Genomic DNA, 13474 nt, shown 5'->3' on the forward strand with positions numbered 1-13474 from the left:
TTCATTGTCTTTGCATAACTCTCAGGCGCAAACTGCATAGTAACAATCAGCATGCTCACCAATGTGATAAGTAGCATCAGCCAAACGGCTTGAAAGCTACCTGACCACTCACGCAAAAATCCGGCAAAGTACGGAATAATTGCAGTAATAACAAACTAATACCTTGTACAAATGCGGTCACAGCACCAGCCAATGTAGGAGATGACAGAGATTCAAATACGACTGTTAACGTGAAAGAGATGCATTAATTTTGTAAAAATGATAACTGAAACACTGTAGAGGTTAGCAATCAGTGCATGGCGATTGCTTGAATATTTATTCCTCTAGAAAGGCTTGTAAGGTATAAGCTTAGCAGCCAGTGTCATGATAATGTCTAAGATATCTATATAAGCGGTTGAATAAGCTTTTTGATAATACGGACAAGAGTGTCATACTTTTAGAAAGTGGCAACTAAAAGCATGACCATAAAAATTTGCGAATGGTTACTGAAGTGCTTACTTTTATGCTAACTCATTTTATCCCATATCTTACTGAGACGCTTGGGCGATACCGCTATACGGGTTTTCATCGGCTGAGCAAACAGTTGAATGCGGTACTCCTCGACCATCCAGCGGTAATCGCTGATGACTTTATCATTAGCACGTCCTGCAAGTCTTTCCATATGTAAGTCAAGGGCATAGACGCCATCGAGGTCGGCTTCGACATTGTGCTCAAGACGATCGATACGAATCTCTAGCGCTTCCAGATAGCGTGGATACTGCTGCCAGTGGCTATAATCCATACGATAAACAAAATCAGCCAAATGCAAATCTGCTAACTGATCTTCAATATCTTCAATAGACTCGCCAAATATCTCTCGATCAAGCATTAGCATGCTTTGGCGAATACGTTGCCAGCGGGTATAAACGCTTTTGAGCGTTTTTATAACCGTTTGACCAACCAGCAAGAAGTTACTTAGTAGCACATCGAGCGTTTGGCTATACTCTTCAGGAGTAAAGGGTAGCTCCTCACTGAGTCCAACCGCAACATCATTAGCACTCTCAGGTAGGTCTGCCGTATGATCAAACAATACATAGTGCTCTTCGAGTGTTGCATCTAAAGTCGCATCAATGATGATAGTTTTAAGCTTTTCCATATCACCAAGCGGTGCGAATGCCAGTTTAAATATGTTGTCGACTTGACTGGTCAGCTGTTTTTTCTTTGAGCCAAGTCTGCTTTTGATTAGCGTTAACACCCCGATACGGTGCGCCTGCAGTGCTGCATTAACATCGGTATATTGATGGATAGATACCGCTCCACCTGCCTCATCAGCAACCAAAGCAGCAAACTGCTTCATAACCACCCCTGCGCTATGATGGTTTTTACTAAAGGCGAAGTGTTCAGGAAATTCTGTATGCGCACCTTGCTGCTCATTCACCGCTTGGCGAGTCTGAGAGGCATGGCGAATCTGTAGCGTTTGCAGATCGCGTCCTTTTTCGATGATACGGTTCTTATCATCGACCACGCAGATTTGTGGCTGCAAATAACGATCAATACTAGACGGATTAAAATGCTCGGCGGTGACTGACATAATGCCACGGCGGTTAAGTGCTTGGCAAAGCTGTTTTAATAACCCCTGTCCACCCGCAGGCTGCAACTCATCAAACAAACTATCGGCAGTATCAGGAATAGGTACAATCTGACGACGAATGTCTTTTGGTAATGATTTTAATAACTGTAATACCAGCTCATAACGCCAACCGGGTACACCCCATAAAAGCTCAATCGCATCAAGCTGCGGTAGGGCGACAAGCGGCACACGGATGGTCACCCCATCATCATCGCTTGCTGGATCAAAGATATAGCGTAGTGGCAGCTTTAAGTCACCAAGCTTCCACACTTCTGGGAAATCGCCTGTGGTCGGCGCTTGGCTATTAAGCACGTCTTCATCGGTAAAGAACAGATACTTACTATCGGTTTTTTCAACTTCGGCACGCCAGTCTTCAAACGTTTTGCGGCTCGCAATATGATCGGGGATTTTTTTATCATAAAACTGATACAAGGACTCTTCATCGACCAATAGATCACGGCGGCGTAATTTATCCTCGATGCGTTCAATGTCAGCAATTTTATCCATATTATGCTGTAAGAACGGTGCTTGTCTACCTAAATTTCCAGTAACCAGACCGTCACGGATAAATATCTCACGCGACTCGCTTAGATTAACTTGCTCATAGTTGGTCAGTTGCTTACTGATAATAATCAGACCAAATAAACTGATTTGGGCATAAGCTTTAACGCGGCCAGTTTTTTTCGACCAATGTGGCTCAAAGTAGTGATATTTTAATAAGTTACTGGCGGCTGAGATAATCCATTCTGGTTCAATCTTGGCAACGGTACGCATAAAGACTTGCGATGTCTCAACCACTTCAAAAGCCATGACCCAAGGTGGTATTTGCTTAAAAACCGTACTGGCTGGGAATATTTTGGCTTTCTGCTGGCGAGCAGCTAAGTATTCACCACGATTTTCAGTTTTGTGAGCAATCGTAGACAATAGACCTGTTAATAATGCGCGATGTAAATTAGCGTATTTAACAGCTTTGAGTGCTTCATCTTCAATCGCGGTAGGGTCACTGTGAGTCACTTCTTTCGAGGCATTCTTGTCAGCAGTTTTTGCCTCATTAGCATCAGTCAGCTTAAGCTCAGTGACCATTTGTACTAACTGACGATGGGTTTGACTCCACTCACGTACACGCGGGAAGCTTAGATAGTTTTTCTTCGTAAACTGCTTACGCTGATTGCCAGACAACTTATTACCATCTTCGTCTTTCTCAAACAGTGCTTTCCACAGACTTAAATAGAATAAAAAATCAGAGTCATCTTGGCGAAATTCAGCATGCTTCTGATCCGCTTGCTGGCGCTTATTTACTGGCCGCTCGCGTGGATCTTGGACAGCAAGCGCCGCAACGACAATGAGCATTTCTCGGATACAATCAAAATCGCTACCAGCTACCAGCATACGTGCCAGCCTTGGATCGATTGGCATACGTGCCATCTTTTGACCAGTCGGTGTCAGAACCAGATGATCCAGACCCTGTTTTGATTTTGGCTTGTTAGTTTGTTTAGCTGAAGGTACGTCGTTTTTAGCAGTAATCGCGCCTAACTCATCAAGCAATTTATGTCCATCAGTAACCAAGCGACTGTCAGGCGGCTCAATAAAGGCGAAATCATCGACGCTTCCTAGGCGCAGATTTGCCATTTGTAAAATAACGGATGCTAAGTTAGTGCGTAAAATCTCAGGTTCCGTAAATTCAGGACGACCAGTAAAGTCCTCTTCGCTATATAAACGAATACAAACACCCGGCGCAACACGACCACAACGCCCTTTACGCTGATTGGCAGCAGCTTGCGAGATGGCTTCAATTGGTAAACGCTGTACGCGCGAACGATAAGAATAGCGTGATATACGCGCAAAACCCAAATCAATCACATAGCGGATACCCGGTACGGTCAATGCCGTCTCAGCGACGTTAGTCGCGATAACAATACGTCGGCCGCGACCTGATGGCTGAAAGATACGCTGTTGCTCTTCATAGGTCTGCCGTGCAAATAATGGCAGCACTTCTGTATGCTTAGGTCCATGACGCTCAAGCACCTCTTGGAGCTCACGAATCTCAGCTTCAGTGGCGGCAAATATTAAAATATCTGCTTGATCAGCATGACCTTTATTTTGTGCATCGCTAAAGCATTCTTCCACTGCAGCAACCACCGCACGTGGCAGATTTTCTTCAAAGTCGTCGTAGCTATCATCGTCTGAACTGGTTACGGGCTCATCTGTTAACGGACGATAACGCACTTCGACAGGGAAGCTTCGTCCTTCGACATTAAAAATAGGGGCAGGAATTTGCCGTTTAAGCTTATTATCGTAGCGACTAAAGTATTCACTAAAGCGTTTAGTGTCCAGTGTCGCTGAGGTAATAATGACTTTTAAATCAGGGCGCTTGGGCAGCAGTTTTTTTAAATAACCCATAATAAAGTCAATGTTTAAACTACGCTCATGGGCTTCATCAATAATAATAGTATCGTATTTGCTCAAAAAACGATCATGACCAAGTTCAGCAAGCAAAATACCATCAGTCATTAGTTTAACGACAGATTGCGCTGTGCCTTGCTCGTTAAAGCGAATCTTGAAGCTGACCGTATTACCAAGCTGCTCGCCCAATTCTTCAGCGATACGGTTTGCCACACTGCGTGCCGCCAGTCGTCGAGGCTGTGTATGCCCTATTTGCCCACGTATACCGCGCCCTGCTAACATTGCTAACTTAGGCAGCTGCGTAGTTTTACCTGAGCCTGTCTCACCTGCAACGATAATCACTTGGTTATCGATGATTGCCTGAATCAAATCATCACCACGTTGGCTAACAGGGAGATCATGATTCAGTTTTTCTGCCAGCCTATCTGGAATGCTCTCTATACGCGCTTGCACCGCTTGTTGCGAGCGAGCTTTTAATTGCTCATATTGCGCGCGTTTTTTATCCAAATCATTGCTATTTTTAACATTGTTTTTGTCATCCGTATTGCTATTTTTATTAGCAGACGATTTTGCACGTGCCAGCTCACGCTCAAGGCGACTGAGATAATACTCGTCCTTCGCGAGCACAGGTAAATTAGCAACAGAAATAACCTGTTGAGTATCCACACTTTTCTGCGTATTTTTTGTCTCGGCGTTCAGATTTTCGGCTTGTACAGGCTGGCTTTTTTCTTGGTTTTCTTTTGAAGTATCAGGCATATTTACTTAGGCTATTTATTATTTAGAAGTAGTTAGATTATGGGGATAATTGAGCTGCGATTCAAGTTACTCGTGTATGGCCTAAACTTGAGTTGTTGCTTATAGAACGTATCAAATTTATAAAATAACCAAAAATCTCACGGAGATAAGGAGTGATTAGACGTATCTCTTAAAACTCATAAACTCATAAGCAACAATTAATATTATCACAGTGCTAATTTTTTAAGATTTTTAATACTTAAATATCCTACGTACTTTTTATCTTCTATGACATTTATACTTTTATCAAGCGCTCTAGCAAGAGGCTCGATAATGATTTTAACATTTGAGATAAGATCATTGACGTTATATATGTCGTCTATATCCACCTCAAACTTGTCATCAATATGTGAGGCAGCATTAAAAGGCGATGCTGTATCTTTAAAAGTAAATTGTTTATAAAATTCGCTCTGTTTTGCTTGTTTAACTGCATCTGCTTGGCTATCAGCCACGATAAGTAGCTTATAATGAAACTCTTCAAAACTGCCCTGCTGATAGCCGCCTAAATTGATAAAGAATAGCTTTAAGTCGTTGGCGCACTCTGCTTGAATATTGGATTCCACTAATTTAATCGCATAATTATCAACTTTGCTAATAGCGCGGTATGAATCAATGTGCCACTTATTTTTCACTTCAGGCCAATGATTATTGATATCTGCTATTAATTCATTAACCTGATTGGCCACGCCAAAAAATATATCATGTTGTTCAATCAACCGCCCTTTGGGGCGACCGCCTAATTGAATCATATATAGGGTTGGCATTTTAGAGATTCCTTAGATATCTTATATGTTCCTTGTTAGATAAACCTAGTCAGTTAATAGTCATCCCAATCTGCTTTGAGCAGCTAATAAATCAATGATAACAAGAAAGAAACGATAAGTATTTTATACCGACATTATGACTACTAGTAATTGAAAAACCCAATGTTTAAGAATCACTTAAACATTGGGTTTGTTCGGTTATAACTGTCTTCACTTATAGGTTATAGTAAGAAAAAATATGCCCACAAACCTATGATAAAGGTAGAAATAATATTCAGTATGACACCAACACGTATCATCTCTGTCTGCTTAATAAGACCCGTTCCAAAGACAATAGCGTTTGGTGGCGTGGCAACTGGTAGCATAAATGCGCAAGAAGCACCGATACCAATAATCATGACTAATACTGCAGGTGGCAGACCCATTTGCTCAGCAATAGCCGCAAACACAGGGACTAACAAGGCGGCAGAAGCCGTATTAGAAGCAAATTCTGTCAAGAATATAATGAATGCTGCAACTGCCAGTACCACGACGATAAGCGGTGCAGAGGACAGTCCATTAGCAACTGCTTGACCAAGAACCAACGATGCGCCTGAAACTTTTAACACCGTTGATAGCGCAATACCACCACCGAACAACATGAGTACGCCCCAGTCGGTATTGTCAGAAACTTGCTTCCATGAAACCAACCCTAAGCTGACCACTGCTGATGCTGCTAACAGTGCCACAATAGAATCAACATCATCAATATTGAGTGCGGCACCAATTTGTTTCGAGAGTATCCAGCTTAGCGCTGTGACGATAAAAACAATAATCGTCAGTACACGCGGCTTATTCCATGCAATAGCCTCATCATCTTCGTTCAGCGTGACCTGACGATTAAGATTGGGCTTGAGGAATAAATACATCGCACCGAGCAATAATGGCAACAGCACCAACATCATCGGAATACCAAACTTCATCCAATCGACAAACGCAATATCCAGCGCTTTTGCAGCAATAGCATTGGGTGGTGAACCAACGATCGTACCCAAACCACCAAGGCTCGCAGAATAGGCAATACCTAATAGTACGAACACAAAAGTGCCACGGTCTTTTTCGCGGTCAACCTGCGTTAGAATACCAAGCGCCAGTGGCAGCATCATCGCTGCAGTAGCCGTATTTGATATCCACATCGATAAAAATGCGGTGACCCCAAATATTAAGAATACCGCATTCCTCAGATTACCACCTGACATTGATAGAATCTTAAGCGCTATTTTCCTGTCTAATTGCTGCACATGCAATGCCGCCGCTAGTGCAAAGCCACCAAAGAACAAATAAATAATTGGATTAGCAAAGCTTTGTAAGCCAATTTCAGCATCGAAATCCGGTAAACCAATTAGCGCTCCTATGACCACCACCAATATCGCTGTAATCGTCACATGTACCGCTTCAGTTAACCATAAAACGCCGATAAAGAACAACATGGCGAGGCCTTTATTGGCACTGATATCGTACGGCAATACATTATAGATAAACAGACTGATAACCGCCGCGATAGCGACAACTATCAATCCTTTACCGGTACCTTTTGGGAAGGTATCTGTAAATAAATACTCGTTGCCATCGTTAGGAAGATGGCTATCTAGTTTTTTCTCTGACATATAATGTCCTTATTGTACCCAAAGACGGTGTTAAAAATTATAAACATAAAGACGTATTTCAGCCGTTAACCATACCTTTATAATCGTACTTAATAACAGTACTTATAAAAATAAGGTGCCATCATAGCAGAAATATTATCCACCAAAATATTATCAATATAGACATATTGAAAACCTTGTCAGAAATATACTCTTTATTTCATCTACCCAAAACCAACTGACTTTATAAGTATGGATTTAAGTCTATTTTGAAAAACCAGAAGTTTGTCTGAGACAAAGTTACATACCGTCACTAAATATGTTCATATCTTCCCTGTACAACTCATAAGCTGTATCACATACTGAGTTGGTGAAGAACGTTAATAAAAACAAATAGGAGATTCTCATGGCAGATGACAACAAAACTGACTCAACGACGAAAATGGCACCAAAAGACATCAACCAAGATGGATTGGCTAAAGAAGATCAGCAACGTACTGACGATTCTGCGTTAGATATGATGCAAGGGTTGCACGAACATGAAGACCATAAAGAAGACGATCAGTAGTCTGTATGGATTCGATTGAAATAAAATTTAAAAATGAAAAAGCGCTTATCAAACTGATGAGCGCTTTTTTCTTGGCTGTCTTTTTTCTGGTAGATTGTCTGATACATAGTTGTATACGAAGGCTGCGCTCAAAACAATAGTAATAGGCAAAAACAACGCACCATAGCCCACTCTGGCATATAAAAAAGCACCTACGGCACTGCCAGTGCAAAAACAGTACCAAATAATCGCCTGAAAGCCTAATGTTGGCTTACTGATGCGACGACCCGCCAGCCAATTACCGATGGCAGCGCCCATATCTGAGGTTAGTCCTGTTAAATGCGTGGTACGAATCACTGCACCGCTATAAGTTGCAACCATCGCATTCTGTAAGCCACATGCCATAGCGGCGGCAAGCTGTCCTAGATAATCGTGCTGCTGGTATAACCAATAGCTTATTAACAATAATGCCGCTTCAATATAAAGCGCATTGCCATAACGTCGACCAAGCTTCAATGACGTCTGACCGATAACAAAACCACTTAATACAGCCCCTGCCAAAAAAGACAGCAGTAACGCGCCGATAAATAAAAGGCTTCGAATGTCTAGATAAGCGATAGCAGCGGCAAACAAGCTTACGTTACCTGTCACATGCGAGACAGATAAATTGGTAAAACCCATTAATGCGGCCGTATTGACACAGCCTGCACTGAATGCCAATACGGCGCCACCCCACAATATCCATCTTGGTAATTTGGTTATCATATTCGTCGCTTAATGGCTTATCAGCAAAAAACCCATAGTATAATCAAAAAAGACAGCCGATTGGCTGCCTTCCTTACTTCTCATTATATATCGCTGAGGATTACCTTTTAACTATTTCTGCTCATCAAGCATCATTAGCTGCTCGCTGATCGCAACCGTATTGAAGCCTGCATCAACAAACATAATCTCGCCAGTGATACCAGATGCCCAAGGCGACAATAAAAATAGTGCGGCATTACCGACTTCAGCTTGAGTAATGTTGCGCTGTAACGGGGCGATTTTTTCACTGATATCGAGCATTTTACGGAATGACTTGATGCCACTGGCGGCAAGCGTACGAATAGGACCTGCCGAGATCGCGTTGACGCGAATGCCCTCACCGCCCATTGAAGTTGCAAGGTAGCGAACACTGGCTTCAAGACTCGCCTTTGCCATACCCATGACGTTGTAGTTCGGCAATACTGAAATACTGCCTTCATAAGTCAACGTCAACATTGAGCCGTGGCGCATAGCAAGTAGCTCACGCGATGCTTTTGCCAATGCCACAAAGCTATAGCTTGAGATATCATGGGCGATATGACTGCCTTCACGGGTTGTCGCATTGACAAAATCACCATCAAGCTGATCCATCGGTGCAAAGCCAATCGCATGTACTACGCCATTGATGCCATCGCCCCAATGGGCAGTGACTTGCTCAAAACAAGCCGCAATAGACGCATCTGATGCCACGTCACACTCAAGGACCAAGTCCGCCTCAAATGCTTCAGCCGCCATATCTACCCGTTTTTTGATTTTATCATTAGGATAAGTCAAAATTAACGACGCGCCTTCACGATGTAGTGCTTCAGCGATTGCCCAAGCGATAGATAGTTTGCTAGCGATGCCTGTAACGACAAAACGCTGTCCTTGTAATAGCATAATATTTCCTTTTAAGTTAATTTAGGTCATTTAAATGATCGATTATTTTTAATAGTTGGCTAACAAATAGCGAGTGGAAGTACCAATTGAAAGATGAGTTATTATACACGAATTGATTTAAGTAAACAGTCGTAAACTGTATTTGCTTACACTGTATTAATGCCTAATCCCGCTCAATAATACCATTTAATATTGATAAAACGGTGAACTACCGGCTACAGCAGTATGAAGTTAAGTAGATTTCGAGTATAATCACAGCCCTCCCAGCTTGCACAATTTTTATAATAATCCTTTACAACCATTGTTTGTAACTAAGGATTTAGCGTTAAGCTACACCCACATTTTGGATGGCTGCCAAACTTATGAGCAATACTGCAACAATAGCATCAGACTACCAAGAAAGCATCGAATCCTATCGCCAGCTCATCGCCTCAACGGGTGAGGACTTGCATCGTCCAGGACTTGAAGACACCCCAACACGTGCTGCCAAAGCATTTGCGCATTTGACCAAAGGCTATCATCAAAGCTTAGATGAAGTCGTTAATGACGCTTTGTTTCCATCGACCAACCGTGAGCTGGTATTGGTGCAGAATATTGAGTTTTATTCATTGTGCGAGCACCATATGTTGCCTTTTCATGGTGTAGCACACATTGGTTATTTACCAAACGGTCAAGTGTTAGGGTTGTCTAAATTTGCTCGTATCGTCGATATGTTTTCTCGTCGCTTGCAAGTTCAAGAAAATTTAAGCGAACAAATAGCGCAGACGATTATGGATGTGACGGGCTGCCGCGGTGTGGCAGTAGTAATGGATGCTGCTCACATGTGTATGATGATGCGCGGCGTCAATAAGCAACACTCTACTACGCGCACAATGTCGATGTTAGGTGAGTATGTACATGACAATCAAGCGCGCAATGAGTTCTTAGATGCTGTACCGAAGCGTAAACCTGCTTTCTAATAGACTAAAAACGTTAAATTTAAAAAAAGGATACCTAATTAGGTATCCTTTTTTAATGCAAACTATTCACGATTTTCAGTCATTAAACAATGTTGAAAAGCTATTAAAGGTTGTCAAACAATCCCTAGCTATCTGATTTTACGTCATTAATCCATTTACCATAGCCAGCCGCTTCCATCTGCGCCAGTGGAATAAAACGCATTGCTGCTGAGTTCATGCAGTAGCGTTTACCCGTCGGTGCCGGGCCATCGTCAAATACATGACCGACGTGTGAATCTGCATAACGGCTACGAATCTCGGTACGGGTACCAAATATTCCTCGATCTGCCTTTTCCACGACAAAGCTAGCATTCAATGGACGAGTAAAGCTCGGCCAACCAGTACCGGACTTGTATTGATCACGAGACGAATATAATGGTTCACCTGATACCACATCGACATACAGTCCAAGTTCTTTATTATCCCAATATTCGTTATCAAAAGCGCGCTCAGTACTATCTTCCTGAGAGACTTTATATTGAATGTCACTTAGTGATTTTTTAAGATCAGCTTTTGTCGGTTTTACAAAGGTCTCTGGGTCAAAACCTGCACTTGTCTTAACTGTCGACGGCTTTACTGTAGCTGACGAGGTATTCGACATTGCTGACTTTGCACTGGTTACAGTCGGTTTGAATTGGTTGAAATCTAACTCATATTTTTTACCATAGACACTTTCAATGAACTGGTAGCGACCAGAGTTAAACGTATAAGCTTTATAACGTAGTGGATTCTTTTTGTAATAATCCTGATGATACTCTTCTGCTGGATAAAATTCGCTAACAGGCACAATCTCGATTACGACTGGCTTTTTATAGACGCCAGAAGCTTGCAGCGATTGCTTAGCAGCTTCGGCTATCTGCTTTTCTTGCTCACTATTATAAAAAATAGCTGGGCGATACTGGGCACCTCTATCTACAAACTGACCTTTATCATCAGTAGGATCAGCGATTCGCCATAGGGCTTGAACAATACCATTGTAGGTAATCTTGGTCGGATCATAATAAACTTGGGCTGCTTCAGTATGCCCTGTACCACCAGCTGAAACAGTACTATAAGTTGGATTTTTAGATTCGCCACCTGTATAACCTGACACTACCTCTACCACACCAGGAATCTTTTCATAACCCGCCTCGACACACCAAAAGCAGCCACCAGCGACCGTTGCTACTGCTAAATTGGGGTCAGTAGGCGCATAAGGATTGTCAATGGAAACATTTTTTATCGTAGGCGGTTTTTCAGTGGAGGCGCAACCGACATAAAAGACACTGCTCGCTACTATCGCCATGCCCACGACTTTAGCTGGTAATTTATAATTCACTAATAATCGGTGTGTCATGAAAGGCTCCTAAGGGTAATATCATGTAACCATCGTAACCCTTAGGTCTCACAGAAATATTCCTAAAGTGTTGTTTATATACACCATATTTAATGAATGGCCATAAAAAAAGCTTATTACCTTTCGATAATAAGCTTTCTATTAATTCATGACTAGATTATTCATTTAGCAAATCATCTATGCAACTTTATCGCTCTTAACATCAGTATCGGCATGCTCATCACTGGCTTGCTGAATCTTCGTTAAAATACCCTTGATTTCAGATGCTGACAGATACGTTGGCACTGCATAGGTATCACTGACTTCTTTAGCTGCGGCTTTAGCAATACTATCAAAGTCAGTGGTTTTCATACCTTTAACCGTTGGATCGATATTTAAAGTAGCGACCAATTCGCGAACTTGCGCAATCAGATGATCTGCAATCACAGCATCACTCTTGCCGGCTTGACCATCCTTAAGCATACCTGTTTTTCTAGCCAGATCTGCTAGTCTTTTTTTGCTTGCTTGACGATTGACATCAAGTACATAAGGTAACACGATGGCATTGGCGCGACCATGAGGAATACTATAATACGCACCAAGCTGATGAGCGATGGCATGGACATAGCCAAGGCCCGCTTTATTAAAGGCAATACCGCCGTAGTGAGCGGCAATGCCCATTGCTTCTCTGGCTTTGAGATTGCCGCCGTCTTTATATACTACTGGCAGATTCTGCATAACTGACTTTACCGCGGAGGCCGCATAATAGTCGGTCTCGACGCTCGCATTAGCACTCATCCAAGCTTCTAAGGCGTGGGTCAACACATCGATACCCGTATCCGCTGTGATATGAGCCGGCATCCCTTTCATAATAACTGGGTCAATAGCGGCGGCTAATGGCACCATTCTTGGGTCGATAGATAGTGCTTTTTGATGGGTTTTATCATCTGATACAACTGCACCAAGTGTCGCTTCCGAACCAGTACCCGCAGTTGTAGGCACACAGTACAGCGGTACAGAAGGCTTTCGTGCTTTGAGTATGCCGATAAGTTGCTGCGGCTTGCAATTGTTGCCTTGTGACATAGCAATCATTTTAGCTGCATCAATCACAGAGCCGCCGCCGATAGCAATAATAGAATCGCATTTAGCATCAATGGAGATGCGTAGCCCTTCTTCAACCACTTTAAAAGTAGGGTCTGGCGTAATACCGTCATAGACTTTATAGCGGATATTTTTGCTATCTAGATAATCAGTGACTTTTGCAGGTATACCAAGCTTATTCAATACCGCATCAGTGACGATAAAGACATTGGTGCTACCTTCATTAATAAGCATGTCGCATAGCTCATCACAAGAGCTTGCGCCGACGAATAACATCGGTCTTCTAATCGGGATAACATAAGCAAAGGCTTTTAGTACTTTGGCGCGTGTCTTGGCAACGGCTAAATAACCAGCATGCTGTAATCCATCGGTACTTACTAACTTGCTACTTACTAACTTATTACTTACTAATTTAGCAATACTATTTTGTTTTTTCATGGGTATAAAAATCCTTTTTTAATGACAATAATGACCGTTTCAACTAACCGAATAAAGCAAGGTTCAAATAATATACATAGGACTAGGTTCTATATAAAGTAAACTACTGTCCAAACTTATTGTACCATTGCGATTTTTGGTATGTCGCTATTAGTATGAACTGCTATGTTCTGAGTATTTAATATCATTTACTTAG

Annotated in this window: 9 protein-coding genes; 2 read left to right on the plus strand and 7 right to left on the minus strand. The window is 42.2% G+C overall.

Annotated features, from left to right (window positions below; genetic code table 11):
- Positions 1 to 505 precede the first annotated feature (505 nt).
- The 3 genes from hrpA to JMX89_RS08215 all read right to left on the minus strand — a co-directional run bounded on the left by hrpA (position 506) and on the right by JMX89_RS08215 (position 7217).
- Positions 506 to 4768 carry an ATP-dependent RNA helicase HrpA gene (gene hrpA, locus JMX89_RS08205; protein ID WP_227673053.1) on the minus strand — a complete coding sequence of 1421 codons (4263 nt, stop codon included), beginning with the start codon at positions 4766 to 4768 and terminating at the stop codon, positions 506 to 508.
- Between the two features lie 206 nt (positions 4769 to 4974).
- Entirely contained in the window at positions 4975 to 5571 is a 597-nt protein-coding gene (locus JMX89_RS08210) for a DUF1543 domain-containing protein (RefSeq protein WP_201551337.1), read from the minus strand.
- 221 nt (positions 5572 to 5792) lie between these two features.
- Positions 5793 to 7217, minus strand: a complete 1425-nt coding sequence (locus tag JMX89_RS08215) for an SLC13 family permease (protein ID WP_133104633.1) — start codon at positions 7215 to 7217, stop codon at positions 5793 to 5795.
- Between the two features lie 385 nt (positions 7218 to 7602).
- Between JMX89_RS08215 and JMX89_RS08220 the strand changes: the two genes are divergently transcribed.
- On the plus strand, positions 7603 to 7764 hold the full coding sequence (locus JMX89_RS08220) for a hypothetical protein (RefSeq protein WP_011513753.1): 162 nt from the start codon (positions 7603 to 7605) through the stop codon (positions 7762 to 7764).
- 48 nt (positions 7765 to 7812) lie between these two features.
- On the opposite strand, the gene JMX89_RS08225 is transcribed toward JMX89_RS08220, so the two are convergent.
- Both JMX89_RS08225 and JMX89_RS08230 read right to left on the minus strand, forming a co-directional pair.
- Complete coding sequence (locus JMX89_RS08225) at positions 7813 to 8508, minus strand: YoaK family protein (RefSeq protein WP_201551339.1); 696 nt, start codon at positions 8506 to 8508, stop codon at positions 7813 to 7815.
- 111 nt (positions 8509 to 8619) lie between these two features.
- Entirely contained in the window at positions 8620 to 9426 is an 807-nt protein-coding gene (locus tag JMX89_RS08230; RefSeq protein WP_201551341.1) for an enoyl-ACP reductase, read from the minus strand.
- 362 nt (positions 9427 to 9788) lie between these two features.
- Here JMX89_RS08230 and folE point away from each other — a divergent pair, with 362 nt between their 5' ends.
- Positions 9789 to 10385 carry a GTP cyclohydrolase I FolE gene (folE, locus tag JMX89_RS08235; protein WP_226939345.1) on the plus strand — a complete coding sequence of 199 codons (597 nt, stop codon included), beginning with the start codon at positions 9789 to 9791 and terminating at the stop codon, positions 10383 to 10385.
- A 124-nt stretch (positions 10386 to 10509) separates the two neighbouring features.
- Here the strand turns inward: folE and msrA are convergent, their stop codons facing one another.
- Together msrA and JMX89_RS08245 are read right to left on the minus strand one after the other, a co-directional pair.
- On the minus strand, positions 10510 to 11760 hold the full coding sequence (msrA, locus tag JMX89_RS08240) for a peptide-methionine (S)-S-oxide reductase MsrA (RefSeq protein WP_201551343.1): 1251 nt from the start codon (positions 11758 to 11760) through the stop codon (positions 10510 to 10512).
- A gap of 177 nt (positions 11761 to 11937) precedes the next feature.
- The gene (locus tag JMX89_RS08245; RefSeq protein ID WP_201551345.1) at positions 11938 to 13278 is read right to left on the minus strand and encodes an iron-containing alcohol dehydrogenase; all 1341 of its coding nucleotides are present in this window, start codon (positions 13276 to 13278) and stop codon (positions 11938 to 11940) included.
- Positions 13279 to 13474 lie beyond the last annotated feature (196 nt).

Origin of the sequence: Psychrobacter sp. DD43, assembly GCF_904846555.1 — a bacterium.
GTDB lineage: Bacteria > Pseudomonadota > Gammaproteobacteria > Pseudomonadales > Moraxellaceae > Psychrobacter > Psychrobacter cryohalolentis.